Here is a 26838-nt window from a genome sequence, read left to right as displayed (position 1 = left end):
ATTCCTGTCGATGGTCGACGGTTGGTCTAGCTGTCTTGGTACAAACCACGAAGTCTGTGGGCACGCACCTCGCCGTACGCATGGCATACGGATAGCGCGGCACCGACGATCGAGACTACCAGCCACCCCACAACGGAATGAAATCGCCCCGGTGAGACAGGCCATGACCATCGCCGGATACATGTTGATCAATCAAATTTTACCTGCGTCTCACAGCATGATGACGCGGCATGTTGGACGATTGGTACATGTCCCCCACCGCCGCAGCCCGCGCCACAGCGCCCGTTTCAACCGCGGCATCGGCGCCGCGGCGGCATACCGACGAGGGAATTTTCGCTGGTTATTCCCCTGGCCGGTACGAGCACGCCTACGACGAGATGTTCGACGGCCAAGGCCGCGTCCGCACCGCGTACCGAGGTCTGTTCAATGCCCTCGCCCCCATCGAGGACGGCGATCTGCAACGCCGCAACGAGGCGCTGAACCGCGCCTTCATCGATCAGGGCATCACCTTCTCGCTCTCCGGCCAGGAACGGCCCTTCCCCCTGGACCTGGTGCCACGGGTGATCACCGCCGCCGAATGGACCAAACTGGAACGCGGTATCCGGCAGCGGGTCACCGCGCTGGAGCTGTTCCTCGCCGATATCTACGGCGAGCAGACCATCCTGCGCGACCGGGTGATCCCCAAACGCCTGGTCACCTCGTGTCAGCACTTCCACCGGGAGGCCACCGGCGTGGTGCCGCCGAACGGGGTGCGCATCCACGTCGCCGGCATCGACCTCATCCGCGACGAACGCGGCGAGTTCCGGGTGCTGGAGGACAACCTGCGATCGCCGTCGGGTGTGTCCTATGTCATGGAGAACCGCAACACGATGGCGCGGGTGTTCCCAGACCTGTTCTTCTCGCACCGGGTGCGGGCGGTCGGCGACTACTCCAGCCACCTGCTGCGCGCGCTGCGCAGCGCCGCCGCGCCCAACGAAGCGGACCCGACCGTGGTGGTGCTCACCCCCGGCGTGCACAACTCCGCCTATTTCGAGCATTCGCTGCTGGCCCGGCAGATGGGCGTCGAACTGGTCGAGGGCCGGGACCTGTTCTGCCGCGACAACGTGGTCTACATGCGCACCACCGCCGGTGACGTGCAGGTCGACGTCGTCTACCGCCGCATCGACGACCCCTATCTGGATCCGATGCAGTTCCGGCACGATTCGGTGCTCGGCGTCGCGGGCATCCTCAACGCCGCGCGGGCCGGGAACGTGGTGATCGCCAACGCCTTCGGCAACGGCGTCGGCGACGACAAGCTGACCTACACCTACGTGCCGACCATCATCGACTACTACCTCGGCGAGAAGCCGATCCTGCCGAACGTGGACACCCTGCGCTGCTGGCTGCCGGAGGAACGCGACGAGGTCCTGGATCGGGTGCCGGAACTGGTGGTCAAGCCGGTGGAGGGTTCCGGCGGCTACGGCATCGTCATCGGCCCGGACGCGACCGAGAAGGAACACGAGGCGATCCGCCGCAAGATCCGGGCGAATCCGCGGGGTTGGATCGGCCAGCCCGTGGTACAGCTGTCAACGGTACCCACCCAGATCGGTGACGATCTGCGGCCGCGGCACGTGGATCTGCGCCCGTTCGCGGTCAACGACGGCGAATCCATCTGGGTGCTGCCCGGCGGCCTCACCCGGGTGGCGCTGCCGGAGGACTCCCTGGTGGTCAACTCCAGTCAGGGCGGCGGCAGCAAGGACACCTGGGTGCTCGCGCCCCGGACCTCCGACGAGAAACGTGAATTGGCAGGCGCCGAAGTGGTTTCCGAATTGCCGGAGACCACCGCGCAGGAACTGGGAAGGGAATTGAACGCCGCTCAGGCGAATCAGCAACAACAGCAACAACAGCAGACGGGCAAGATCGAGCTTTGACCCGGTCGTCGTGCCGCCGAGCGGCACGAGGGCGCGGGACAATTGAAGGCGGTGGGCGAAGATGTTGGCGCGCAATGCCGAATCCCTGTATTGGATCGGCAGATATGTGGAGCGGGCCGACGATACCGCGCGGATCCTCGATGTGGCAGTGCACCAGCTGCTGGAGGATTCGACGGTCGACCCGGATCGCGCCTCGCGGGTGATGCTGCGGGTATTGGGAATCGAGCCGCCCGAGGGCGAACTCGATGTCTGGTCGGTGACGGATCTGGTGGCGTTCAGCCACGACCACGGCGGTTCGATCGTCGATTCGATCGCCAAGGCCCGGGAGAACGCCCGCGGTGCAAGGGAAGTCACCACCAGCGAGATGTGGGAATGCCTCAACGCCACCTACAACGGCCTGGCTGCGGCGGAGAAGAACGCGCGGGCGCTGGGCCCGCACGAGTTCTTCCACTACATCACCGGCCGGGCGGCGATGTTCGCGGGACTGTCGGATTCGACGCTCAGCCGCGACGACGGCTACCGATTCCTGTTGCTGGGCCGCACGATCGAGCGGGTCGACATGACCGTCCGGCTGCTGCTGTCACGTGCCGGCGACCGGGCCTCGTCCCCCGCCTGGGTGACGGTGCTGCGCTCGGCCGGCGGGCACGACACCTACCTGCGCTCGCATCGCGGCGCTCTCGACGCCAACCTGGTGGTGGAGTTCATGCTGCTGGACCGGTCCTTCCCGCGCTCGGTCTTCCATTCGCTGCGCGTGGCCGAAGCCTGTCTCCAGGAGCTGGATCAGCGCCCCAACGGCCGTTTCGCCGCGCAGCACGAGGCGGGCCGGTTGCTCGGCCGCGGCCGCAGCGAACTCGAATTCCTGCCGCCCGGTGTGCTGTTGGAGGATCTACAGACCAGGCTGGTGCTGTTGCAGCAGACCTGCCGCCAGGTCAGCGAGGCGGTCTCACGCCAGTACTTCTACGCGGCGCCGTGGGTGGCCTGGACGGACCTGCACTCCAGTCAGGATCGACAAGTGGAGGAGGTCTAGGCATGTGGCGAATGCGAGTGGTGCACACCACCGGATACGTGTACGACGCCCCGGTGACCCGATCGTTCAACGAGGCGCGCCTCACCCCGCGCGCGGACAGCCGGCAGAACGTGATCCTGAACCGGGTCGAGACGGTGCCCTCGACCCGGGCCTACCGATATACCGACTACTGGGGCACCCAGGTCACCGCCTTCGATCTGCACGCCCCGCACACCGAACTCGAGGTGACCGGCGCGTCGGTGGTGGAAACCGAGCCCGACGGCGGACCGCTGGAGGAGCTGTCCTGGGAGCAGTTGCAGAGCGAGGAGCTGCTCGACCGCTTCGACGAACTGCTGGAACCGACGGAGTACGTGCCGCGCGACCGCCGGCTGGCCACCGTCGCCCGGCAGCTCTCCCGCGGCGTGCCACCGGAGAAGGCCGTGGTGCGCGCGGCCGAATGGGTGCACAGCGAAATGGACTACATCGCGGGCACCACCTCGGTGCACACCTCCGCGGTGCAGGCGTTCGCCGAACGCAAGGGCGTCTGCCAGGATTACGCGCATCTGACCCTGGTCCTGTTGCGCGCCATGGGGATTCCCAGCCGCTATGTCTCCGGCTATCTGCACCCGCAGCCGTCGGCGCCGATCGGCGAATCCGTCGCCGGTCAGTCGCACGCCTGGGTGGAGGCGTGGACCGGCGGCTGGTGGGGTTACGACCCGACCAACAACATCGCGATCAACGAACAGCACGTCTCCGTCGGCGTCGGCCGCGACTACGCCGACGTGACACCGCTGAAGGGCATCTTCTCCGGGGACGGGTCCACCGACCTCGAGGTGGTCGTGGAGGTCACCCGGCTGGCGTGATCAGAAGGTGCGCGGCGTGTCGAGCCACAGCACCGTGGCCGGAACCGCGTTCCGGCCGAGGTCCTGGATTTCGGAACCGAGGTGCTACGAAACCTGTTCACCCACTATTGATCCCGGGCCGCCCCACATCGAGCGGCACCCGGCCACGGGCGCCGATCTCCCTCCACATCGGAGACTCGCACCCGTCACTCACCCACGGAATACGGTGATCCGGCATCGCGACCGTCGCGCAGCCATCGCGCCGCCGGGCCGGCACCGGAGGATCACACCGCCGGTGTCTCCGGACGGCGGAGCGTGCGGATCCAGCGGCGGGTGTCGGCCGGGTCGATGACGGCGTCCAGTTCCAGCACCGTGGCGGCGGTGAGGGCCTTGCCGTTGGCGTAGGCGAGCTGGACCAGACCGTCGAAGGCCTCCTGGCGCTTCACCGGATCCTCGATCTTCGCGAGCTCCTTCGAGAAGCCCAGGCGGACTGCGCCTTCCAGGCCCATCCCGCCGATTTCGCCGGTGGGCCAGGCGATCACGAAGTCCGGGGAGCGGAAGGAACCGGCGGCCATCGCCTGTGCGCCCAGTCCGTACCCCTTACGCACGACGACCGTGCCGAACGGGACCTTCAGCGCGGCCGCGTCGACGAACAACCGGCTGAACCGGGTCACCGTCGCCTGCTTCTCGGCCTCCGGACCGACCATGAAACCCGGTGTGTCGCACAGGGACACGATCGGCAGGCCGTGGGCCCCGCACAGCCGCAGGAAGGCACTGAGCTTGTCGGCCGCCGGGGCATCGATGGCGCCGCCGAGGTGCCGGCAGTCGTTGGCGATCAGCCCGAACGGCCTGCCCTCCACCCGCACCAGCGCGGTGACCACCCCGGTCGCCCAGTCCCGCCGCAGCTCGAGCATCGAGCCGACATCGGCGACGGCCTCGATCGCGGCGCGAATATCGTAGGCGCGCAACCGATTCTCCGGCACCACATGCCGCGCCAGCCGCGGATCGGGCGCCTCCCACGTCGCGGTGTCCCCCTGGAAGTAGGCGAGGTACCGCCGCGCGATCGCGACCGCCTCGGCCTCGTCGGCGGCCACGATGTGCACGACACCGTTGCGCCGCTGCACCTCGATCGGCCCGATCTCCTCGGGCGTGTACACCCCGAGCCCGCCGCCCTCGATCATCGCGGGCCCGCCCATCCCGATATTGGCGTCGGGCGTGGCGATCACGACATCGCACATCCCCAGCAGCGCGGCATTGCCGGCGAAACAGCGTCCCGACACGATGCCGATCAACGGCACCCGGCCGGACAGCGCCCCCATCACCCGGAAGGTGGTGACGTCGAGACCGGAGATACCACCGTGGTCGGTGTCGCCGGGCCGCCCGCCGCCACCTTCGGTGAAGAACACCACCGGCAGCCGCCGCTCGTACGCGAGTTCCAGCATCCGGTCGGTCTTCGAGTGGTTGCGCATGCCCTGGGTTCCGGCCAGCACGGTGTAGTCGTACGACATGACCACGGCCTGCGCCCGATCGGCCCCGAAGCGATCGGCACCGATCGTGGCGATCCCGGCGACCAGACCGTCCGCCGGGGTGTTCGCGATCAGGTCCTCCACACTGCGCCGCGCCTTCTGCGCCGCGATCGCCAGACCGCCGTACTCCGTGAAACTGCCGTCGTCGACCAAGTCTGCGATGTTCTCACGAGCGGTGCGACGCCCCAGCTCGTGCCGCTTGCCGACCGCCACCGGCCGCGCGGCGTCCAGCGTGCCCGCATTGCGATCCAGCACCTCGGCCAGATCCGCCCGGATCGCATCCGGATCGATCGCGGCGACATCCGCGATCTCACCGTCGTGATCGGCCTCGGCCCAGACCAGCAGCGGCACATGCTGATCGACGACATCCCCGACGGCGACGGTGTGCCGCACGACCCGCATCGGCCGCTCCGCCCGCACCGCGTGCTGCATCTTCATCGCCTCCAGCACGACGACCTCGGCCCCGGCCGCGACCACCGTTCCGGGCGCCACCAGCGTCACCACCGTGGCCCCCATCGGCGACCGCAACACCCCCTCCCCGTCGGACAACTCGTCCGCCCACGCCGCATCGCGCCCGGCCCCGGCGAACCGCTCGTCCTCCGGCCCTGCGGTGCGCGCTGCCCCACCCGTCGGTTCGTCCCCCGACGCCGCGTCACGCGCTGCCCGCTTCGAGTGTTCGACCCTGAACGCCGCATTCCGCTCGGCCTCGGCAGACCGTCGGCCCTCCGGCGCTGCGGCGCGCCCCCTCCGGCCCGCACCCGTCACCTGTGGCGCCGACCCGCTGCCCACCGATCCGAGAGCGGAGCCGTCGCGACCGTCCACCTCCGGAGCCGATTCCGCCGCACGAGCGCTCAATGCAGCGAGATTCTGCTCGAACCAGGTGGTGTCGACCGGACCGGTTCCGGCGAGCTCGTCCAGGACGGCCCGCAGCAGCCCGGCATTGGTCGCCACACCGTGCACCTCCAGCTCGGCGAGCGCATCCGAACACCGTTGCAGCGCAGACCGGTACGACGGTCCCCGCGTGATCACCTTGGCCAGCAGCGGATCGAACTGCGCGGTCTGCCGCATCCCGGTCCGGGCTGCGGTGTCGACCCGCACCCCCACCCCGGTCGGCGCCGAGAACCCGGTCAGCACACCGGTACTCGGCAACAGCATCCCGTCCGCTCCACTGGTCTCGGCATTGACCCGCGCCTGCACCGCACACCCGCGCGGCGCCACCGCGGCCCCCGCGCCACCGTCGGCCGCCGGCCCCAGCGCCGGATCGAGTTCCGCGAGCTTCCGCCCGACCGCCAGATCCAGTTGCACGGCAACCAGATCCACCCCGGTCACCTCCTCGGTCACGGTGTGCTCCACCTGCAACCGCGGATTCACCTCGAGAAACCGGTAATCCGAAGCACTGACCAGGAATTCGACCGTGATCACCCCTCGGGCGCCGACCGACCGGGCGATCGCCACCGCCGCGCGATGCACACCGTCGCGTACTCGTGGATCGAGGTCCGGCGCGGGCGCCACCTCGATCACCTTCTGCTGCCGCCGCTGCACGCTGCAATCCCGATCCCCCAGCGCCACCGCATCGGCGCCGTCGGCCACCACCTGCACCTCGATGTGCCGGGCCCCGGCCACCACCGCCTCGGCATACACGGTGTCGTCCCCGAACCCGGCCCGCGCCTCGGCCCGGCACCGCGCACAGGCCTCCTCGACCTCCCCCGCCGCACGCACCAGCCGCATTCCCCGCCCGCCCCCACCCGCGACCGCCTTGATCATCACCCCACCGGGATGCGCACCCAGCAACGCCGAGATCTCCTCGGTCCCCGCCCCCGCGGTCGTCGCCGGAATCACCGGAACCCCGGCCCGCTCGGCGGCCGCCCGCGCCGCGACCTTGTTCCCGAACACCCGCAGCACCTCCGGCGCGGGCCCGACGAACACCAGCCCCGCGGCCGCACAAGCCTCGGCCAATTCCGCGCTCTCACTGAGGAATCCGTAACCCGGATGTACCAGCGCACCGGCCCCCGCCGAGGCGGCGGCCGCGACCACGGCGGCGACGTCCAGGAAGGCCGCGGCCCCACGACCCGGCAACCGCACCGCCTCGTCGGCGAGCCGCACCGGCAGACTCCCCGCCTCGTCCCCGGTATGCAGCGCCACCGTCGCCCAACCCCGCTCCCGAGCGGTCCGCAACACGCGCACCGCCACCTCACCCCGATTGGCCACCACAACACGCATGCCCACAGCTTCGCATCGCCACGCACCGGCCGCGCAAGAGACTCCCGAGACCCCCGCCTCGGCATTCGAGCCTCCGGCAGCCGCACTCTCCGGAACACCGGCCGACCCGGCGATCGTCCCGCAGGTCGCTGCCCGCCCGGCCGAACCGCCATCGGCCGAGATATCCACAAGCCGCCGAAGCCACCCGGTAGGACGGCGCGCCGACAACTCGACCGACAAGCCTCCCTCCGGTCGCGACAGTCGACCGATCCCTTCGGACGCGCCCGGTCCTGACCGCAGCCCGCCACCGCGCGAACTCAGCCACCCGGGTCACGGTCGTGCGCGGTGGATTCCCCGGAGGCCGGAACTCCACGGGTGACGTGGACCAGTACCGCGATCACCACCACGACAACGGCGCCGGCCGCGATCCCGCCGCGCACACCGTTCGGGACCGACAGCGAGACACCGAGTGACGCACCATGTTCGGAGACCGACAGCAACCATCGCAAGGGCAGGATGGTGAGGCGGAGGAGCAGATCGGCCAGCGGTGGGCAGACACACGAGGTCACAGCGGCCAGGGTGCCGAGGATGGTGATCGGGGCTATCGCCGGTTCGACCAGCACGTTCACCAGGATCGCCAGCAGGCCGACATGACCGGTGAGCGCCGCCAGCAGCGGGGTGGTGACCAGGAAGGCCGACGTGGCGATCGCGAACCCCTCGGCGACCCGATGCGGCCACCCGTGCTGTTCCAGCCACTGCGACCAGCCCGGCGACAACACGATCAGACCGGCGGTGGCCAGCACGGACAGGGCGAAGCCGATGTCCACGGCCAGGGCCGGGTCGTAGGCGATCAGCCCGATGACGGCCGCGCACAAGGCCGGTAGCGCCTGCTTGCGGCGGCCCAAGGCGGTTGCCAGGACCGCAATCGCCCCCATCAGCGCCGCCCGGAGCACCGTGGGTGACGGACGGGCCAGAATCACGAACGCCAGCAAGGCGATCGCCGAGATCGCGATACCGAGCCGCCGATCGACGGTGAGCCGATCCACCGACCGCGACACCGCCATCAGGATGATCGTGACGTTGGTGCCGGACACGGCGACCAGATGGGTGAGGTCGGTCTGCTGGAAATTCTCCCGTATCCGGTCGGGCAGCCGGGAGACGTCACCGTCCACCAAACCGGGCAGCAGACCAGCGGCATCGGCGGGCAACGTGCGTGCGGCGGATTCGACCAGGCGACCACGGACAGCACCCGCCGCCCGCTGCCACCAAGGCGCCACCATGACGACACCGGGCCGCCCCCGCGCGCGCAGCACCGCCACGGTCAGATCGCGCCGCCACGGATTCTCCAGCCGGGCACGGAATTCCACCTGCTGCCCAGGCAACAGCGCGGACCACCCATCGGCCTGCGCCAGCACGATCACCGCGCCACCCGCACGGACCCGCCCAGAACCGGACCGATACTCCCGCAGATCCGCCCGCACCATCCACTGCCGAGGCCCGAAACCCCGGGCAGGCAACGGCTTCGGATCGTCGGTCGGGACCGCGACCACGGTGACGACGGTCCCCGGAACCAGCTGACGAAGCGAATGAGCAGCGACCCGCCCCTCGTGCCAAGCCCCGGCGACGGCGAATCCCGCACCGGTCACCAACCCGGCCAGAACGACCACGGCAACCGGGTGACGGCGACCGGACCGAAACAGCCACGCGGCCACAGCAATCGCCGAGACCGCCAGACCTCCGGCCAGCAACAGCCCGATCCGGCAACCGGCCACGATCGCCGTCAGCGTCACCGACCAGCAAACAACCGCAGGCAACACCAAGCGGGCATCCAACGGCGGCGCCACCCGTTCGGGCTCCTGGTGCCTGCGGCGACCCGCGCCGGGTCGATCTGGCCCGGAACGATCCGCCCCGCATTGATCCGGCTCGAATCGGCCTGATCCAGGACGGTCCGAACCCGGCCGCCCCAGACCGACGAGGCCCGGTCGAAAACCATCCGGTCCGAAGCTCTCCGACCCGAGGCGATCCGGCCTCGACCGATCCGGCCCGCGGCGATCAGGATCGGAGCGACCGGGACCGCTGGCGCCGGGATCCAGGTGATCCGCATCGCCGGGATCCGGTCCGGGGGGTACGGGGTCGGGACCGGGCGGTTCGGGGTGGTGGCGGGTCATCCGGTGCTGCCTCCTGACGAGTTCCGGCCGGTCACACGGTGACCAGTGCGCGCAGGCGCTCGAGCTTCGAGGGGCCGATACCGGCCACTTCCGCGAGTTGGTCGACGCTGCTGAAACGACCGTGGTCGGTGCGCCAGGCGAGGATCGCGCGGGCGGTCGCGGGGCCGACACCGGGCAGGTCGTCGAGGTCGGCCTCGGTGGCGGTGTTGAGGTCGACGCGCATGACCGGGGTGGCCGGGCCGGATGTTCCGAGGGTGCGGGCGGGGCCGGGCGGATGGGCGGACAGCACCACGCTGCCCGGTCGCGCTGGGCCGGAGGTCGGGCCGGGCAGACCCACCACCACCTGGTCACCGTCGGCGAGGCGCTGGGCGAGGTTCAATGTGGCGAGGTCGGCGCCATCCTTGGCGACGGCCGCCGAGACCGCGTCGGCCACCCGTGAACCGGACGGCATGTGCAGCAGGCCCGGATGTTCCACCTGCCCGACCACGCTGATCACCAGTTCCGCCGGCCGGGTCCGCGGCGTCTCCGCGAGATGCACCGGGGGCGCGGTCGGGGTGACCGTCAGCGTACGAGCGGCCGGGATCGGTGGAACAGGGTGCGCCACCGTGGTTTCCGGTTGTGTGGAGGCCATCGCCACCACCACCGCGGCCACGGCGAGAGCGCCGAGGACCAGGACGCCGCGGCGGCCCGGGTCCAGCCGCAGGCCGCGGAACCGCTCGGGCACCAAGCGGCGATGCCACAGCGACATGCTGCCGACCGGCTCACTGAGCCACGGCGGGGTGTGCGGGGCCTCGACCTCGTCCCACCGCGCCCCGTGCGGAACCGCATCCGGCTCCGCGGTGCCGAACTCCTCCTGATCCCACCGGCCGCCCGGTACCGGCCGCGGTCCCGAACCGAACTTCGCGGCCTCCAGTGCGTCCAGTCGTTCCCGTACCCGCCTGCGCTCGTCTTCTCGCCCCATGCCGGTGACGTTAGGCAACCGACAGCCGGCAGCCCCGGGGCCGACCAGCGGATTCGAGTGGACTGGGGACAGTGCCCCGGCTGTGGACAACACGCCCGGCGTCCGAGCCACCGGGGCGGTGGATTCAGTCGCAGCCGCCTGGTACCACCAGCACACCGACCGCGCCGTGGCCGAGGTGGACGGCCAGGCTGGGGCCGAATTCGGCAGTGATCAGTTCGTGGATGCCGGGGACGAGTTCGGTGAGCCGGGTGACGATGTTCTCCGCGGCGTCGGGGGCGCCGAGATGTTGCACCGCGACCGCCGCACCCTCCGCACCGGCCGCATCCACCGCCGCCGCAACGAGTTTCGCGTACGCCTTGGAGCGGGTCCGCGCCTTCTCCCGCAGCTCCAACCGGCCGTCGACCAGTTGCAGCAGCGGTTTGGTGACCAGTTCGGTGCCGAAGAACGCCGCGGCGGTGCTGAGGCGGCCGCCGCGCCGCAGTTGCTCGGTGCGATTGACCATGATGAACGCGCGTCCCCGGGCCGCCGCCGACTCCGCGGCCTCGAAAACCCGCTTCAGCGAACCGCCTTCGTGTGCCCGCCGCGCCGCCGCCAGCACCGCCAGTCCGGTGCCCAGGCCCGCGCTCAGCGAATCCACCAGCCGCACCCGGTCACCCGCGTCCAATTCCTGGATCGCCTGCCGGCCGGACTCCCACGTGGCCGACAGCTGCCGCGAAAGATGCACGGCCACCACGCCGTCGCCGTCGCTGAGCGCGAGCGCCCGCCGATAGGCGGCGCACAGCTCACCCGGGGAGGGGGCCGAGGTCGTCACCGTCGCGGACGAGTAGTCGATCTCGTCCTCATCGGTCACCTCCCGGCCGTCCACCAGCACGTGCAACGGCACGACGACGACGCCCAGCTCGTCGCAGAGCTCGGCGGGCAGGCTCGCGGACGAATCCGTCACCACCACGACAGCCACGCCTACCGGGCCCTCTGCACGATCGTCATCGGTTCACGACCGCTCACGCCGGGTCCTCGGTGGCGCACACCTCCGACAGCACCTTCACCATGGACCGGGCGACGGCGGCGTGACCTTCGAAGCCCCAATGGATTCCGTCCGGATTGCCCTCACCGGCGAACACGTGATCACGGACGGCCTCACCCAGATCGACCAACGGCACAGCGGTTTTCGCGGACCACTCCGCCAGCGCGGCCACCGCCGGCTCGCGACCGGCGTGCACCCGGCCGTAGGCGTCGCAGATGTGCACCGACGGCAGCACACCCACCACCGGCAACTCGGGCCGCAACTGCGACAGCGCCTTCCGCGACTGCTCCAGATAGTCGATGCTGACCGACGGCGGCAACGCCACCGGCCGGCCCAGCTTCGACAGCCGCGGCTGCAACCACTGGTAGCCGCCGCGCACGACGCGCCGCAGCCCCGGCGGGCGCACATAGCGGATCAACTCGCGCAGCGCCGTCGGAAGCGGGGAGGGCAGCGAATCCATACCGCCGGTGGCGAACACCACCGCACCCGCCCGCGGCACCGCCGCCCACACCCGCGGGTCACCGATCAGCGCCCAGTAGGCATCCCGGCAGGTCCAGCCCACCCGACCGACCAGCTCGACATCCCAGTCGAGCTCCGCGGCAACGAGATTCGGCCAGATCCGGCCGTCATCGGCGGGCAGTCCGCCCTTCGGCCCGTAATAGGACAGCGAATCGGCGATCACGATCAACACCGGCCGCTCGGAATCTCCAGCGCGCCCGCTGGTTTCGGTCTCACCCGCAACCAGCGTCTCGTCGCCGAACACCGCGCAGTCACCTCCGGTCACCGCATCGGCAACCGCGCCGGACTCAGCAGCCACGGTCACCGGCGCATCGGATTCGGCCGCAACCGCACGAGCAACCATCGTCACGTCGGCATCGGCCACCAGCACATGGGCAGCGACCTGGGCATCAGCATCAGTCATCTCGCCGCCGGCCGTCGAAGCGTCGTCGGCGACCGCCGACTGCCCATGCGTGTCGGCAACCGTCACAACCACATCGGCATCGGCCGGCCCCACATCGGAGTCGGTGTTCGCCGCAACCGCATCGACGGCAGCCACGGGCACTGCCAGCTGTGCATCGGCCAGCGACGCATCGGCATCTGGCAACTCGACACCCCCGGAAAGTTCGTGATCGTCGCCCCGCACCGACTGCGCGGCCGAAACAGGCGCCCCCACACCGCCATCCGCGCTGTCCGACGCGCCCACGGCGGATTCCGGTGCCTCGGCAGTATCCGCATCGCGCACCGCGATCGGACCATCGCCTCCCGCGACCGCGTCGATCGAGTCGCCGGACATGGGCACCACCTCGTCTTCGTTCAGGTCGGCGCGGTCGCGCGCGTGATCGGACAGCACCGAATCACGCACGACGACAGCACCATCCGGCACCGCACCGGTGGCGGCATCCGAATCGCAGGCCACGGTGGTGGCACCGGTATCCCCGGCGGCCGATGCGCCGCCGGAGTTGCCGGCCGGGGCGGCCGCGTCGGCCGCCCCGAGGGCAGCGGAAACGGCTGCCGTACCGAGAATTTCGTTGTTCGAATCAGTGTCTCCGGCCCCCGGCGAGGGGGCCGTGGGTAAGTTGCCCTCGGCATCCGGCGGACCGGCCCCGGCCGTGTCGCCGCCGACGTCGCCGCGCCCGGTCACCACCGCACCGGAATCCCGGTGCCGCGCAACGGGCTCCGACGCCGGGCCGCCGAACAGCAGGTCCGGCAGTTGCCGAATCGGCCCGCTGGAGGCCTTGCGCAGCAGTTCGTCGGAGACCACGCCGGGGTCGGCGTCGGGCCGATCGGCCCGGCGCACAGCCGTTTCCGGTGTGGGTCCGCCGAACAGCGCGTCCGGGAGGTGCCGTACCGGCCCCTCGGACGCCTTGCGGAGCAGTTCATCGGTCACCTGCCGGACCGGTTCGTCCCGGTCGTCGGAAGACAGGTTCTCAGAGGACATCAGGTGCTACCTTCGCCGCCGCGTTCCAAACATCGAGTCGCCACCCGGGCTGCTCGAAGCTGGGACCGTGGCTGCTCAGCTGCACCCAGCTGGTATTGGCCAGTCCACCGAAGATCGGCCAGTGTTCGCGGGGCAGGTCGAGCAGCGCAGCGGTCAACGCGGCGATCAGCCCGCCGTGCGCGACGAGGATGATGGTACGGCCGGGCCAGTCGGCGCGCGCGGCAAACAGCTCGCTCACGACCGGCAGTGCGCGGGCGCCCACCTCGAGCTTGCTCTCCCCGCCGGGCGGGGTGAAGCCGGCGTTCATCCGCCAGGTCAGCCGAGCGCCCGGATAGCGGGCGTCGACGTCGTGGTGGGTCAGGCCCTCCCACTCGCCGAGGCTGGTCTCCCGCAGCCGCGGGTCGCGCACCACGTCCACCTTGGTGTGGTCGGCCAGCGCCACCGCGGTGTCGTAGGCCCGCCGCAGATCCGACGAGATGATGGCAATGGCGTCGCTGGACACCAGCTCGCGGGCGGCGTCCTTGGCCTGCTGCCGCCCCACCTCGCTGAGATCGGTGTCGATCTGCCCCTGCATCCGGTCGGAGGCGTTCCATTCGGTCTGTCCGTGCCGGAGCAGGACCAGCCGCCGCACGTGGGCATGGCGGCTCGCGCGACGAGCGAGGCCGATCTCGGGCGACTCGTCGTCGTACTGCACGGGGGCGGCCCCGTCGTCGGGAACCAGGTTCACGCGGGCTCTCCGGTGCCGTCCGCAGGCTGCGGACCACCGAGCCCGTCGACCTCGACCACCGGGCAGTCCTTCCAAAGCCGCTCCAGCGCATAGAAACTGCGCTCGTCGCTGTGCTGGACGTGCACGACGACCTCGACATAGTCGAGCAGCACCCAGCGCCCCTCGCGGGTGCCCTCACGGCGGACGGGCTTGTGCCCGGTCAGCCGTAGTTTCTCCTCGACGTTGTCGACGATGGCGTTGACCTGCCGCTCGTTCGGCGCCGAGGCGATCACGAAGCAGTCCGTGATCACCAATTGCTCGGAGACGTCGAGCACCACCACGTCGACGGCCAGTTTCTCGTCGGCCGCCCGCGCGGCGACCCGGGCCATCTCGACCGCACCGGTAGTCGCCGTCATACGGCGACGCCTCGACGTCGCGCCCGACCTCTCATGCCTGTGCCACCTTTCCGTTCCCTCCCGGCACGTAGAGGTGCCGCTTCGATATGTACTGCACGACGCCGTCCGGGACGAGGTACCACACCGGGCGACCCTCCGCGGCGCGGCGCCGGCATTCGCTCGACGAGATCGCCAGAGCCGGGATCTCGATGACGGTGAGCGCATCCGGCGGGCTGTCCCGCAGGTGCTGCTCCAGTTGATCGATATTCAGTTCGTACCCCGGTCGGCTCACGCCGACGAATTTCGCCAGCTCGAACAACTCGGCCCAATCCTGCCATGTCAGGATGTTGGCGAGCGCGTCCGCACCCGTGATGAAGTACAAGTCGGCATCGGGATACTGTCGTTGCAGGTCACGCAGCGTGTCGACGGTGTAGGTGAGCGTACCTCGGTCGATGTCGACCCGGCTGACCGAGAACCGCGGGTTGGAGGCGGTGGCGATCACGGTCATCAGATAGCGGTCCTCGGCGGCGCTGACCTGTTTGGCGGTCTTCTGCCACGGTTGCCCGGTGGGGACGAAGATCACCTCGTCGAGATCGAAGCGGTTGGCGACCTCGCTGGCCGCGACCAGGTGACCGTGATGGATCGGGTCGAAGGTGCCACCCATCACGCCCAGTTTGCGCCGGCCTGTCTCTTGCACAACCGTCGAGCTTACCGACCCGGCCATCCGCGCTCGGGCCCGGCCGAACGGACAACATGCCACAAACCCGGCATCAGCTTCATCCCGCCCGGCTAGACCGGTAGCAGGCGGCTCACCACGGCGGTGAGCTGCCGGGCCGAACGGCACTCGTGCATCTCGATCACCCGCGCGTACCGCTGGGCCGCGGAATCACCGGTGCCCCACATCTTCTCCGCCTCCGGATTCAGCCAGTACGCGTGTTTGGCCGTATCCACCAGCTGTTCGAGGGTGCCCAGCGCCGGATCGCGGTAGTTGGTGCGGGCGTCGCCGAGGATCAGCAGCGAGCTGCGGCTGGTCACGGCGTCGGGGAAGTCCGCCGCGAAGCCCTTCAGCGCGGTGCCGTAGTCGGAGTGGCCCTCGATGCCGACCACGTTCGTCTCGGTGAAGATGCGCCGGGTCACCTGGTCCAGCGGGGTGATCTGATCGAAGAGGTGGGTCACCTCGTCGGTGCGGTCCACGAAGGCGAAGATCCGCACCCGGGAGAACCGCTCCCGCAGCGAATCCACCAGCAGCATGGTGAAACTGGAGAAACCGGCCACCGATCCGGAGATGTCGCACAGCAGCACCAGATCCGGGCGGCCCGGCCGGGGTTTGCGGGTGGCCAGCGTGATCGGGACACCGCCGGTGGACATCGACTTGCGCAGCGTCTTGCGCAGATCGATCTCACCACGCCGGGAGCGCCGGCGACGAGCGGCCAGCCGCGAGGCCAGCACCCGGGCCAGCCGCTGACTGCTGCGGCGCAGCTCGGCCAGCTCCGCCTCCGAAATGCGAAGGAAGTCCGCGTCTTCCGCCTGCCGCTGCACGCCGTACGACGAAACCCGTTCCCGGCCCAGGCGTTCCGCCACGCGCCGACGGGTCTCCGCCTCGACGGTGCCGCGGAACCGCTGCACCCGCTCCCGGGCCGCGCGCCGGGCGACCTCGGTATCGAAGTCCGAATCGTCCAGGCCCGCAGCCAGTCCCGCGATGATCTTGCTGATCAGCACCTCGGGCTGGACGTCCTTGAGGGTCTGATAGGCGGAGAAAGACGGCCCCTTCAGCGAGTCGTACCGGCCCATCTGCTCGACCATCTGCGCCGCCAGCGCCTGGAGTTGCCGTTGCTGTTCCGGGGTCGGATCGGCGGCCAGCAGTTCGGCCAGCATCCGGCGCAGCGCCTGGATGTCGACCGAGCCGTCCGCGGTCCGGGGCAGTTCCACATCCATGGCCTCGGTGCGCTCGCCCAGCGCAGCCGGGAACCACAGATCGAACAGGCCGTCGAAGGTGGCCCGCTGCGACGGCCGCCGCAGCAGCGAGCACGCCAGCCCCTCCCGCAACATCTCGCGGTCCATCAGATCGAGCACGGTGAGGACCTGACCGGCATCGACCGTCTCCGAGGGGCCCACCGGAATTCCCTTGGCGCGCATCGCTTCCACGAATTGGACCAGGTGACCGGACAGGCCGTGCTCGGGGGGATCGAGCACGGTGTCGGTGGCGTTCGGCGGCGCCGCCGGCCGGGCCTTGCCGCCGAACATCACGCCAGCTTCAGCTCGGACAGCGCGCGCTGATGGTCGCTCTGATGTTTGAGCACGACGCCCAGGGTGGCGCGCACGGTCTTGTCGTCGAGATCCTTGGTCCCGAGCGCCAGCAACGTGTGACCCCAGTCGATGGATTCGGCGACCGACGGCAGCTTCTTCAACTGCATGCCGCGCAGCACATGCACGATCCGTACCAGCTGCGCCGCCACCGCGGGCTGCAATTCCGGCACCCGGCTGGCCAGGATGCGCAGCTCGAGTTCCTCGGCGGGGAAGTCGATGTACAGATAGAGGCAGCGCCGCTTCAGCGCCTCCGACAGTTCGCGGGTGGCGTTGGAGGTGAGCACCACGAACGGCCGCCGGGTGGCGGTGATGGTGCCCAGTTCGGGCACGGTGACGGCGAAGTCGCTGAGCACCTCCAGCATCAGGCCCTCGATCTCGACGTCGGCCTTGTCGGCCTCGTCGATGAGCAGCACCGTGGGGTCGGCCCGCCGGATCGCGGTCAGCAACGGCCGCGACAGCAGGAACTCCTCGCTGAAGACGTCGGACTTCGTCTCCTCCCAGCCGGACTCGCTCGATGCCTGGATACGCAGGATCTGCTTGGCGTGGTTCCACTCGTACAGCGCGCGGGCCTCATCGATGCCCTCGTAGCACTGCAACCGCACCAGTTCGGCATCGGCCACCTGCGCGACCGCGCGCGACAGCTCGGTCTTGCCGACACCGGCCGGGCCCTCGATCAGCAACGGCTTGCCCAGCCGGTCGGCCAGGAACACCGAGGTGGCTGTCGCCTTGTCGGCCAGATAGCCGGTCGTCGCCAAGCGGTCGATCACATCGTCGACCGAGGTGAAGATCGGCTCGTGCACTGCGCTCTGCACCGTCACGGTCCTCCTTTGGAGTGAGCGATCACTCACTCCCTACACATTGCCGGCTCACGGGCCGCGGCGCACACATAAGGTATGCACCGTAAAGAACTCCACTCTCGAAGTTACACACAGACCCGGTCTGTGAGATACCCGGTGTGACGTCGAGCACTCTCCCGTTCAGGCCGGACGAGTCTGCCCGTCTCCCCACACGATCCATTTGGTGGAGGTGAGCTCCGGCAGCGCCATCGGCCCGCGAGCGTGCAGTTTCTGCGTCGAAATGCCGATCTCGGCGCCGAATCCGAACTCCTCGCCGTCGGTGAACGCGGTGGACGCGTTGACCATGACGGCCGCCGCGTCGACCCGAGCGGTGAACTCGCGAGCCGCGCGGAGGTCACCGGTGACGATGGCCTCGGTGTGCCCGGTGCCCCAATGATTGATGTGCTCGACGGCCGCGTAGAGATCGTCGACCACCTTGAGGGCGATGTCGAGCGAGAGGTACTCGTCGGCCCAATCCTCGTCGGTGGCCGGCACCAGGCCCGGCAGATCGCCGTGGATGGTGACTCCGGCCTGCTCCAGCGCGCCGATCAGCCGCGGCACGGCGACCTCCGCCACCGCCCGATCGACCAGGACGGTCTCGGCGGTGTTGCAGACGCTGGGGCGACGGGTCTTCGAGTTGAGCAGGATGGCCTCGGCCATGTCCAGATCGGCGGCGGCGTGCACGTAGACGTGGCAGTTACCGGTGCCGGTCTCGATGGTGGGCACCTGTGCGTCGCGGACGACCGCATTGATCAGCCCGGCGCCGCCGCGCGGGATGACCACGTCGACCAAGCCGCGGGCCTGGATGAGATGGGTGACGCTGGAACGGTCCGCACTGGGCAGCAGTTGCACCGCGTCCTCGGGCACGCCCTGGCCGGCCAGCGCCGCGCGCAGCACCTCGACCAGCGCGGCATTCGACCGCGCCGCCGACGAGGACCCGCGCAGCAGCGCCGCGTTGCCGGACTTCAGCGCCAGCCCGAACGCGTCGACCGTGACGTTCGGCCGGGCCTCGTACACCATGCCGACCACTCCCAGCGGCACCCGGACCTGCTTGATCTCCAAGCCGTTCGGCAGCGTCGAGCCCCGCACCACCACGCCCACCGGATCCGGCAGGGTCGCCACCTGCCGCAGGCCGGAGGCGATGCCGTCGAGCCGGGCCTCGGTCAGCCGCAGCCGGTCGAGCAGCGACTCGGCGGTGCCACCGGCCTTCGCGATCTCGATGTCCTCCGCGTTGGCGGCGAGCACGCGCTGCTTCGCGGCGAGCATGGCATCGGCGGCGGCGTGCAGCGCGGTGTTCTTGGCCTGGGTGGTCAACTGGGCGAGCGTGCGCGACGCCACCCGGGCCCGCCGCGCCGCGTCGTGCACCACCGCGCGGACGTCCTGGTCCGATTCGGTGGCAGTGGGAGCAGTCATGCCGACCAGCCTACTGACCGGCCCGGCCCTTTCCTACGGCGACGGCACAGCCGCACACCGTCCCCGGATTCGATGGCGTTTTCACACCCGACACGGCCGGGAAGATGTGCGATTTCCAGAACCGGGTGCGCGCGTGATCCGACCGGGCCGCGGCGGCCCGGCGTCGGGCTAGGGTGCGAGCATGGCGAGGATCGCTGTGGTGGGCAGCATCAATATGGACCTGGTCACGACGACCGCGCGGCGGCCGCAGCCGGGTGAGACGGTGCTCGGTTCGGGGTTCGAGTCCGTACCCGGCGGCAAAGGGTCCAATCAGGCGATAGCGGCCAGCCGCGCGGGCGCCGAGGTCGAATTCGTCGGCGCGGTGGGCGACGACGTCTTCGCCGGCGAACTACGGCAGGTGCTGGCGGAGGCCGGGGTCGGGATCGGACGGCTGCGCTCGCTGGCGGGCCCCAGCGGGGTCGCCTCGATCGTGGTCGACTCTTCCGGCGAGAACAGCATCATCGTCGTGGGTGGCGCGAACGCCGGGCTGAGCGAGCTGTCGACGGCCGACCTGCGCGCGATCGCCGAGGCCGACGTGCTGCTGTGCCAGCTGGAGATCCCGGTGGCCACGGTCCTGACCGCCGCCCGGCACGCGCGGGCGCACGGCACCACCGTGCTGCTCAATCCGTCACCGGCACAAGATCTTCCAACCGAGATGTGGGCCGCGGTCGATATCGCGATCGTGAACGAGGGCGAGGCGCGGCGGCTGGGCGCGGTGCTCGAGGCCGTCCCGCATCTGGTGGTCACCCGCGGCGCCGCGGGCGCCCGGTACCGCGGCCCCGGCGGCGAGTTCAGCCATCCGGGCATCGCGGTGCGGGTCGTCGACACCACCGGCGCGGGCGACACCTTCACCGGCGTCCTGGCCGCGCACTGGCACGAGGGCCCACAGACCGCGCTGACCTGGGCCTGTACCGCCGGTGCCCTCGCGACGACGAAACTCGGTGCGAGCGTGGCCATTCCGTCCCGGGCCGAGATCGAACGGGCCCTGCCGTGACGCCCCGGAGGCCACCTGCCCGGTCAGCGCCGCGCCCGCTCGCTCAGCGGTTCGCCCAGGAGTCGAAGACCACCAGCACCACCGCTATCAGCACCAGCACCACACCCAGCAGAATCGAGGCGCCGATGGTCGCGACCAGACCGGCGGCGAGCAGAATCCCGGCGACCGGGAAGTAGACGAACAGATCCGGAGCGCCGAAGGTGCGGCGACGCCCGGCGGGCGCACCGGCGCGGCCGCTGGGCCCGCCCTCGTAGGCGGCGGGCCTGCTGCCGCGCCGTGGCTGCTGGGCTTGGACTCTACGGCTCTGGGTCACCTGCGGGAGTCTATATTTCCGCCGCGGACAGCGCCCGTGAACCCTGACCGCCGCGGAACTGCCGCGGCGACATCCCGTGGCCGCGGCGGAACAGCCTGGTGAAATATCCGGGGTCGGCGATGCCGACCCGGCGCGCCACCTCGCCGACCGGCAGGTCCGATTCGGCCAGCAGCCGCCGTGCCTCGGTCATCCGGCGCTCGGCGATCCAGTCCAGCACGGTGCGGCCGGTGCGGCGGCGGACGACGGTGGCCAGATGGCCCGGGGTCAGCCCCACCGCCCGGGCCACATCGCGCAGCGACAGCGGTTCGGCGAAGCGCCGGTCGATCACCTCGAACACCTCGGCCAGCAGCGGCTCGCCGCTGCGCCGCAGATCACCGACCACATCGGCGGCCAGCCGGGCCAGGTCGACCAGTAACAGGGTGAGGTAGGCGGTCGAGGCCTCGCGATAGCCCGCGCCGCGCTGCCGGATCTCGGCCTCGATGGCATCGACCGTGCGGTCCCAGAAATCGAGCCGCGACGGCGGTATCTCCAGGCACAGCAGGCCACCGGGACGGCCGTGCAGGAACGGGAACAACAGCGGATGCGCTCGCCAGGAGGGCCACGGCATCCGGCCCGCGCCGCCCAGTATCACCGGATCGAAGAACACACCGGCGCCCTGATCCGCGGCGTGCACCGCGCCGGCGTCCACCACCGCCCCGGCGGCGACCACGTAGACCACGCCGGGCTGCCGCCGGTACCAGAGCGCCGGGAAATCGTGGATGTGCGGCCGCACGTCGGGAAACCGGCCCGGGTCGGGCCGCATCACCAGCACCGGCGGCGTGACCGGATCGACGGGATAGTCGTGTACCGGCACGCCGCGGTGGTGCCGCACCACCCGGCTCACCTCGGTCATGAAACCGAAGATAGTCCCATTTCTGCCGAGAATCGGCTCACTACCGCCGTCCCGGCGCTTCCACCATGGGAGTCTTGACCGAACATCATCCGAATTCCGCGGTACACGAACACGATTACCTGCCCGCGGCCGGACTGCACGCACTGCTGCCGACCTATGATCTGCTCAGCCGGATGCTCGACACCGGCGCCCTGCACGCCCGGCTGGTCGAGCAGGCCGCACTGGAACCGGGCCAGCGCGTGCTGGAAATCGGCTGCGGCACCGGCAATCTCACCCTCCGAGCCAAACAGGCCCAGCCCGCCGCCGAGGTGACCGGCTCCGACCCCGATCCGAAGGCCTTGCGCCGGGCACAGCGAAAGATGCACGGGCTGAACGGGATCCACTTCCGGCGCGCCTTCGCCCAGGAGCTCCCGTTTCCGGACGGCGCCTTCGACCGGGTGCTGTCGTCGCTGATGCTGCACCACCTCGACGCCGACACCCGAGCCGCGACCGCCGCGGAGGCGCTGCGGGTGCTGCGGCCCGGCGGCCGCCTGCACATTCTGGATATCGGCGGGCACTCGACCCCGTCGGACGGCCGGCTGGGCCGCCTCATGCTGCGCAACAGCCACGCCGCCCAGAACGCCGGCGACGGCATCCCGCGGCTGCTGCGGGCCGCGGGCTTCGACTGCCGCGAGGTCGCGTCCGTGCCCCATCGGGTGATGGGCCGCGTCACCTTCTATCAGGCCACCCGGCCCGAGCACTGATCACCGCCGGCGAATGCGGGCCAGCCAGGCGGCACCCTCCACCGTGCCGTCGGCGGCCACCGGGAGGCCGACGGTCTCGGCAGGCACCACATCGGCGCGGCCCCGATAGCTCGTGGCCCGCAACTCCTCGATATCCCAACCGGTGGTGAAGGATTCGCGGATCACGGTATCGCTGATCCGGGGTCCGAAGCCGGGCCCGGCATTCGACAGCGCGAGCAGGTGCACGACACTGCCGGGCAGGGTGAGCGCGGACAGGGCGTCCACATATGCGGCCCGTGCCACCGCATCCTCGCGGAACACATGGAACAGCGCGCTGTCGACGATGGTGTCGAATCGTCCCAGCGCGCCCGCCGCCTCGGCGTCGGCGCCGATCCGCAGCATGTCGACGACCTGGAAGCGGGCCCCGGCCGCCCCCTTCTCGGCGGCGTTGCGGCGGGCGTAGTCGACGGCGCTGGGCGACAGGTCGACACCGAGCACGTCGTAACCCAGCCGGGTCAGCAGAATGGTGTGCTCACCACCGCCGCAGCCGGGATCGAGCACCCGGCCCCGGATCAGGCCCGCGGCTTCGAGGCCGACGATCGCCGGCTGCGGTTCGCCGATCAGCCAGGGCGCGGTGTCGTTGTCGTAGACGGTGTTCCAGAACTCCGGTACCTGTGTCATGCCACCAGCCTGCATCCTGAAGTGGACTCGAGGTCAAGGGCCGCGCCGGACGGGTGCGCTCATTGCGGCCGATGCTCGGCCAGCCACCGCTTCGCGCGGGTCGCGGAGGCCCGCGACAGCCAGGCGTCCTGCACGATCTCGACCAGTTCCGTGCGGTCCAGTTCGCCGATCCGGCTGCCGCGCACCAACACCGACGGGTGGCCGTCGAAGTGCGAGGTGGTGAAGAACGGCGAGTCCGGATCCTGTACCAGGGCGAGCTTGTCCGATTCCGAAGGCACCCAGATCAGGACGACGTCGGGGTACCGCTCCCCCGTGACCGGATCGACGGCATCCGGCCGCGGGGTGCGGAAGAACACGAACGACTTGCGCCCGACCTGGTAGACCGGGTTCTCTCGCGACCCGTACTCGATCGTGACGTGCGGCATGGCCAGGCACGTCTCGTGCACATCCTCGATACGGGCGCGCCGGGACATGTCAGTCCGACAGTCCGATGAGCAGCGCACGGGTGCGGACCGCGTCCGCGCCGGGCATGAACAGCGCGCCGACGAATTCGGTGGCCCCCGCGGCGCCGACCGCCCGGACCCGTTCGGCCACCTCGTCCTCGGTACCGATGATGGCCAGGTCTGCCGGGCCCGCGGCGCCCTCGTGGTCCATCATGGCCCGGTACGACGGCAACTGGTTGTAGGCGGCGAAGGTGGCGGCGGCCTGTTCCCGGGCCCGCTGCGGGTCGTCGGTGACGCACACCGGCAGCGCGCACACGATGCGCGGCGCGGGCCGCCCGGCCGCCGCGGCCGCGGCCGTGACCACCGGGGCGATGTGCTCACGCACGGTGGCGGGCCCGGTCATCCACAGCACGGTGCCGTCACTCTCCCGGCCGGCCAGTTTCAGCATCTGCGGCCCCAGGGCGGCCAGCAGCACCGGGATCCGATCCTCGTTCGCCACCGACAGGGCGAGGTTGGCGCGCAAGGTCTCGCCGGTGTACGAGACGGGTTTGTCCGCGAGCAGCGGCCCGAGGATCGCCAGGTACTCCTTCATGTGCCGGGCCGGGCGCTCGAAGTCGTACCCGAACATGTTCTCGATCACGATCTTGTGCGACAGGCCGATCCCGAGGCTCAACCGCCCCGGCCCGACCGCCAGCGCGGTGGTGCGCGCCTGCTGCGCCAGCGCGCCCGGATGCCGGGGATAGGTGGGCACCGCGGCCGTGCCGATCTCGATATCGGGCACCCGGCTGCCCGCCACGGCCAGCGCCGTCAGCGCGTCGATGCCGAAGATGTGCGACAACCACGCCGACTGGAACCCCTCGTCGGCGGCCAGTTGCAAGTCCGCGGTGAGGGTGCGTAGCGCGTCCGGTCCATTGGGTTGATCGAGCATGATGCCGATGCGCATGAATGCCTCCGTGTCGCTGGAAAGATCAGGGGTGAACCGATCGTCGCGAGCAGCCTATTCCCGCTCCGCACGGACTACGGACATTCCGGGCGCCGACCTTCATCCGGCGCCGTGCATCAGCTCCCGGACCTCGGCGTATCGAGCGCGGATCGCATGACCTGCGCCGTCGGCGGGCACCGGGATCTCGACGGCCGCCGCGGGCTCCCAGTGCGGCGGCTCCGGGCTACCCGCGAGCATCCAGGCTGCCTGCCGCGCGGCGCCGAGGGCGACGTACTCCTGCGGCTCGGGAACGGCCACGTCGACCTCGAAGATCTGGGCCGCGCTCTCGGCCACCAGCCGGCTCGCGGCGGCGCCGCCGATCAGCAGTACCCGCCGCGGCGCCGACCCGGCCGCCCGCAACCGGTCCAGCGCGTCGGCGAGATTGCACACCATGCCCTCGACCGCGGCCCGCGCCAGATGCGCCGGGGCCATGGTGTCCGGGGTGAGACCGTGCAGGGTGCCGGTGGCATCCGGCAGATTCGGGGTGCGCTCACCGGCCAGATACGGCAGCATCGTCAGCCCGCGCGCCCCCGGAACGGACTGACGGGCAAGCGCTTCCAGCTCGCCGTGGCCGACACCGAGCAGCGCGGCGGTGGCGTCGAGGACGCGAGCGGCATTGAGCGTGCACACCAGTGGCAGGAATTCGCCGGTGGCGTCGGCGAATCCGTTGATCGCGCCGGTGGCGTCGGCACCGGCCCGCGGGCTGCGGGTGAAGACGGTGCCGCTGGTGCCCAGCGATACCACCACATCACCGGCGGCGATCCCCAAACCCAGTGCGGCGGCGGCATTGTCGCCGGTTCCCGGAGCGATCGGCACGGAATCGGGGGTGTATCCGGCCGCCTCGGCCGGGCCCAGCACTCGCGGCAGTTCGGGCGTGCGGCCCCGGAAGGCCAGCGCCAGCAGATCCGCTCGATAGGCGCCGGTCGCGGGCGACCAGTACCCGGTGCCGGAGGCGTCGCCGCGATCGGTGGTAGGCGCGAGATCCGTGGTGCCGCCGCGCAATCGCCAGGTGAGATAGTCGTGCGGCAACAGCACCCGCGCCGCCCGGTCGGCGTGTTCCGGCTCGTGGTCGGCCAGCCAGCGCAGCTTGGCGACGGTGTGCGCGGCCAGCGGGACACTGCCGACCGCATCCGCCCAGGCCCCCGGTCCGCCGAACTCGGCGACCAGGTCGGCGGCCGCGGCCGCCGAACGAGTGTCGTTCCACAGCAACGCATCCCGCACCGGGGCACCGGCGGCGTCGAGGGCCACCAGGCCGTGCTGCTGCCCGGCGACGGCGACGGCCGCGACTCCGTCGAGCACACCCGCGCCTGCCTCGCGCAGCGCCGACCACCATGCTTCGGCGGGCACCTCGGTACCGTCCGGATGTGCGGCCCGGCCCTGCCGGACGATCTTCCCGCTCACGGCGTCACAGACGACGATCTTGCACGATTGGGTGGAGGAGTCGATCCCCGCGACCAGCATCAACGCCCCCGGGCGGCGGGGCGGAGCTGGATCTTGCGACCGCTCCCGGCCCGGAACGTCTGCAACGCCTCGTCGAACTCGGTGAGCGGAAAGTCGTGCGTGATCATGGTTTCCGCGTCTATCACACCCTGGCCCAGCAGGTCGACGGCCCGGCCGAAACTGTGCAGTACGGCCATCGACCCGATGATGCGGATCTCGTCGTTGTAGATCCGGAACGGCGACACCGCCGCCCTGGCCTCGGCCGGCGCCACCCCGAACTGCTGATACGTGCCACCGCGGCGAACCCGGCCCAGCCCGTCCTCGATGGCCGCGATCGCACCCGTGCAGTCGATCACGATCTCCCAGCCCTCCGGCCGGTCCAGGTCGTCGGCGGTGGTGACCGCCGCATTCGCACCCAGGGTGCGGGCCACCGCCAGCCGGTCGGCGTTCACATCCGCCACCGACACCGACGCCGCTCCGGCCGCCATCGCCAGTTGCAGCATCAGCAGGCCCATGGTGCCCGCCCCGTAGATCAGGTAGTGCGACGCCAATTGCCTTGGCAGCAGGTCGAATCCGTGCACCGCGCAGGACAACGGCTCGACCAGCGCGCCGTGGGTGGCGGGTACGTGCGTCGGCAGCCGGTGGCAGTTCACGGCGGGCACCTTGACGAAGTCGGCCATGGCGCCGTCGACCGTGTCGCCGATCGCACCCCAGTTCTCGCACAGGTTGCCGCGGCCGATCGCGCAGTAGTGACAGCGACCGCAGAACAGCGACGGGTCCACCGCCACCCGATCGCCGACCCGTATCCCGGTGGTCTCGGCCTCGGCGCCGAGGGCGACCACCTCACCGGCGAATTCGTGTCCGGGCACGATCGGGTACGGCGTGGGCGGGAACTCCCCGGCAACGATGTGCAGGTCGGTGCCGCAGATGCCGACGGCCTCGACCCGCACCACCACCTCACCCGGTCCGGGGACCGGATCGGGCCGGGTCCGGATCGCATACCGGCTGGGCTCGTCGATGACCAGGGCGCGCATATTCCTACAGTGCACCCACAGCAATGTGGCGCGGACCGTTTCCCCGCGATGTGTTGCCCGGATGTG

At 70.4% G+C, this 26838-nt stretch carries 23 protein-coding genes; 5 read left to right on the top strand and 18 right to left on the bottom strand.

Annotated elements, in window-relative coordinates; translation table 11 throughout:
- Positions 1-248 precede the first annotated feature (248 nt).
- The 3 genes from LBW94_RS34555 to LBW94_RS34545 all read left to right on the top strand — a co-directional run bounded on the left by LBW94_RS34555 (position 249) and on the right by LBW94_RS34545 (position 3779).
- Positions 249-1910, top strand: a complete 1662-nt coding sequence (locus LBW94_RS34555) for a circularly permuted type 2 ATP-grasp protein (RefSeq protein ID WP_225060642.1) — start codon at positions 249-251, stop codon at positions 1908-1910.
- A 61-nt stretch (positions 1911-1971) separates the two neighbouring features.
- Complete coding sequence (locus LBW94_RS34550) at positions 1972-2937, top strand: alpha-E domain-containing protein (protein ID WP_225060622.1); 966 nt, start codon at positions 1972-1974, stop codon at positions 2935-2937.
- A 2-nt stretch (positions 2938-2939) separates the two neighbouring features.
- Complete coding sequence (locus tag LBW94_RS34545) at positions 2940-3779, top strand: transglutaminase family protein (RefSeq protein ID WP_225060621.1); 840 nt, start codon at positions 2940-2942, stop codon at positions 3777-3779.
- Positions 3780-4042: 263 nt separating this feature from the next.
- On the opposite strand, the gene LBW94_RS34540 is transcribed toward LBW94_RS34545, so the two are convergent.
- The 11 genes from LBW94_RS34540 to LBW94_RS34490 form a co-directional block, all read right to left on the bottom strand.
- Complete coding sequence (locus LBW94_RS34540) at positions 4043-7504, bottom strand: carboxyl transferase domain-containing protein (protein WP_225060620.1); 3462 nt, start codon at positions 7502-7504, stop codon at positions 4043-4045.
- 296 nt (positions 7505-7800) lie between these two features.
- Positions 7801-9327 carry a ComEC/Rec2 family competence protein gene (locus tag LBW94_RS34535; RefSeq protein WP_225060619.1) on the bottom strand — a complete coding sequence of 509 codons (1527 nt, stop codon included), beginning with the start codon at positions 9325-9327 and terminating at the stop codon, positions 7801-7803.
- A 355-nt stretch (positions 9328-9682) separates the two neighbouring features.
- Positions 9683-10612, bottom strand: a complete 930-nt coding sequence (locus LBW94_RS34530; RefSeq protein WP_225060618.1) for a ComEA family DNA-binding protein — start codon at positions 10610-10612, stop codon at positions 9683-9685.
- Between the two features lie 124 nt (positions 10613-10736).
- Positions 10737-11570, bottom strand: coding sequence for a DegV family protein (locus LBW94_RS34525; RefSeq protein WP_225060617.1), 834 nt, complete (start codon positions 11568-11570; stop codon positions 10737-10739).
- A 43-nt stretch (positions 11571-11613) separates the two neighbouring features.
- Positions 11614-12498, bottom strand: a complete 885-nt coding sequence (octT, locus tag LBW94_RS34520; protein WP_225060641.1) for a diglucosylglycerate octanoyltransferase — start codon at positions 12496-12498, stop codon at positions 11614-11616.
- Between the two features lie 1066 nt (positions 12499-13564).
- Complete coding sequence (locus LBW94_RS34515; RefSeq protein ID WP_323138011.1) at positions 13565-14242, bottom strand: histidine phosphatase family protein; 678 nt, start codon at positions 14240-14242, stop codon at positions 13565-13567.
- Positions 14243-14298: 56 nt separating this feature from the next.
- Positions 14299-14697, bottom strand: a complete 399-nt coding sequence (rsfS, locus tag LBW94_RS34510) for a ribosome silencing factor (protein ID WP_225060616.1) — start codon at positions 14695-14697, stop codon at positions 14299-14301.
- 31 nt (positions 14698-14728) lie between these two features.
- A complete protein-coding gene (nadD, locus tag LBW94_RS34505) occupies positions 14729-15400 on the bottom strand; it encodes a nicotinate-nucleotide adenylyltransferase (RefSeq protein ID WP_225060639.1) in 672 nt (223 codons plus the stop codon).
- 65 nt (positions 15401-15465) lie between these two features.
- Positions 15466-16812, bottom strand: coding sequence for a vWA domain-containing protein (locus tag LBW94_RS34500; protein WP_225060638.1), 1347 nt, complete (start codon positions 16810-16812; stop codon positions 15466-15468).
- A gap of 107 nt (positions 16813-16919) precedes the next feature.
- Positions 16920-17801 (bottom strand): AAA family ATPase, encoded by an 882-nt coding sequence (locus tag LBW94_RS34495; RefSeq protein ID WP_225060615.1) that lies wholly within the window; start codon positions 17799-17801, stop codon positions 16920-16922.
- 159 nt (positions 17802-17960) lie between these two features.
- The gene (locus LBW94_RS34490) at positions 17961-19232 is read right to left on the bottom strand and encodes a glutamate-5-semialdehyde dehydrogenase (protein ID WP_225060614.1); all 1272 of its coding nucleotides are present in this window, start codon (positions 19230-19232) and stop codon (positions 17961-17963) included.
- 181 nt (positions 19233-19413) lie between these two features.
- Here LBW94_RS34490 and LBW94_RS34485 point away from each other — a divergent pair, with 181 nt between their 5' ends.
- Positions 19414-20265, top strand: coding sequence for a ribokinase (locus tag LBW94_RS34485; RefSeq protein WP_225060613.1), 852 nt, complete (start codon positions 19414-19416; stop codon positions 20263-20265).
- A 43-nt stretch (positions 20266-20308) separates the two neighbouring features.
- Here LBW94_RS34485 and LBW94_RS34480 read toward each other — a convergent pair whose 3' ends face one another.
- Entirely contained in the window at positions 20309-20578 is a 270-nt protein-coding gene (locus LBW94_RS34480; RefSeq protein ID WP_225060612.1) for a hypothetical protein, read from the bottom strand.
- A gap of 10 nt (positions 20579-20588) precedes the next feature.
- Positions 20589-21470, bottom strand: coding sequence for a helix-turn-helix transcriptional regulator (locus LBW94_RS34475; RefSeq protein WP_225060611.1), 882 nt, complete (start codon positions 21468-21470; stop codon positions 20589-20591).
- A gap of 74 nt (positions 21471-21544) precedes the next feature.
- On the opposite strand from LBW94_RS34475, the gene LBW94_RS34470 reads away from it, so the two are divergent.
- Entirely contained in the window at positions 21545-22213 is a 669-nt protein-coding gene (locus tag LBW94_RS34470; RefSeq protein ID WP_416277012.1) for a class I SAM-dependent methyltransferase, read from the top strand.
- Here LBW94_RS34470 and LBW94_RS34465 read toward each other — a convergent pair whose 3' ends face one another.
- The 5 genes from LBW94_RS34465 to LBW94_RS34445 form a co-directional block, all read right to left on the bottom strand.
- Positions 22214-22873, bottom strand: a complete 660-nt coding sequence (locus tag LBW94_RS34465) for a class I SAM-dependent methyltransferase (RefSeq protein WP_225060609.1) — start codon at positions 22871-22873, stop codon at positions 22214-22216.
- A gap of 59 nt (positions 22874-22932) precedes the next feature.
- Positions 22933-23346 (bottom strand): MmcQ/YjbR family DNA-binding protein, encoded by a 414-nt coding sequence (locus LBW94_RS34460; RefSeq protein ID WP_225060608.1) that lies wholly within the window; start codon positions 23344-23346, stop codon positions 22933-22935.
- A 1-nt stretch (position 23347) separates the two neighbouring features.
- Positions 23348-24259 carry a TIGR03564 family F420-dependent LLM class oxidoreductase gene (locus LBW94_RS34455; protein WP_225060607.1) on the bottom strand — a complete coding sequence of 304 codons (912 nt, stop codon included), beginning with the start codon at positions 24257-24259 and terminating at the stop codon, positions 23348-23350.
- Positions 24260-24358: 99 nt separating this feature from the next.
- Complete coding sequence (gene xylB, locus LBW94_RS34450; RefSeq protein ID WP_225060606.1) at positions 24359-25762, bottom strand: xylulokinase; 1404 nt, start codon at positions 25760-25762, stop codon at positions 24359-24361.
- The gene (locus LBW94_RS34445) at positions 25759-26772 is read right to left on the bottom strand and encodes a zinc-dependent alcohol dehydrogenase family protein (protein ID WP_225060605.1); all 1014 of its coding nucleotides are present in this window, start codon (positions 26770-26772) and stop codon (positions 25759-25761) included. Before LBW94_RS34445 ends, xylB begins: the two co-directional genes overlap by 4 nt.
- Positions 26773-26838 lie beyond the last annotated feature (66 nt).

It is taken from the genome of Nocardia sp. alder85J, from assembly GCF_020176955.2.
In the GTDB taxonomy this organism is placed as follows: Bacteria; Actinomycetota; Actinomycetes; order Mycobacteriales; family Mycobacteriaceae; genus Nocardia.
This window is presented reverse-complemented; position numbering and strand designations above follow the sequence as displayed.

Coding starts and splice junctions, on each gene's coding strand:
- LBW94_RS34555 (WP_225060642.1), top strand. CDS start 249: ATGTCCCCCACCGCCGCAGCCCGCGCCACAGCGCCCGTTTCAACCGCG.
- LBW94_RS34550 (WP_225060622.1), top strand. CDS start 1,972: ATGTTGGCGCGCAATGCCGAATCCCTGTATTGGATCGGCAGATATGTG.
- LBW94_RS34545 (WP_225060621.1), top strand. CDS start 2,940: ATGTGGCGAATGCGAGTGGTGCACACCACCGGATACGTGTACGACGCC.
- LBW94_RS34540 (WP_225060620.1), bottom strand. CDS start 7,504: ATGCGTGTTGTGGTGGCCAATCGGGGTGAGGTGGCGGTGCGCGTGTTG.
- LBW94_RS34530 (WP_225060618.1), bottom strand. CDS start 10,612: ATGGGGCGAGAAGACGAGCGCAGGCGGGTACGGGAACGACTGGACGCA.
- octT (WP_225060641.1), bottom strand. CDS start 12,498: ATGGTTGCTCGTGCGGTTGCGGCCGAATCCGATGCGCCGGTGACCGTG.
- rsfS (WP_225060616.1), bottom strand. CDS start 14,697: ATGACGGCGACTACCGGTGCGGTCGAGATGGCCCGGGTCGCCGCGCGG.
- nadD (WP_225060639.1), bottom strand. CDS start 15,400: ATGGCCGGGTCGGTAAGCTCGACGGTTGTGCAAGAGACAGGCCGGCGC.
- LBW94_RS34500 (WP_225060638.1), bottom strand. CDS start 16,812: ATGCGCGCCAAGGGAATTCCGGTGGGCCCCTCGGAGACGGTCGATGCC.
- LBW94_RS34490 (WP_225060614.1), bottom strand. CDS start 19,232: ATGACTGCTCCCACTGCCACCGAATCGGACCAGGACGTCCGCGCGGTG.
- LBW94_RS34485 (WP_225060613.1), top strand. CDS start 19,414: ATGGCGAGGATCGCTGTGGTGGGCAGCATCAATATGGACCTGGTCACG.
- LBW94_RS34475 (WP_225060611.1), bottom strand. CDS start 21,470: ATGACCGAGGTGAGCCGGGTGGTGCGGCACCACCGCGGCGTGCCGGTA.
- LBW94_RS34465 (WP_225060609.1), bottom strand. CDS start 22,873: ATGACACAGGTACCGGAGTTCTGGAACACCGTCTACGACAACGACACC.
- LBW94_RS34460 (WP_225060608.1), bottom strand. CDS start 23,346: ATGTCCCGGCGCGCCCGTATCGAGGATGTGCACGAGACGTGCCTGGCC.
- LBW94_RS34455 (WP_225060607.1), bottom strand. CDS start 24,259: ATGCGCATCGGCATCATGCTCGATCAACCCAATGGACCGGACGCGCTA.
- LBW94_RS34445 (WP_225060605.1), bottom strand. CDS start 26,772: ATGCGCGCCCTGGTCATCGACGAGCCCAGCCGGTATGCGATCCGGACC.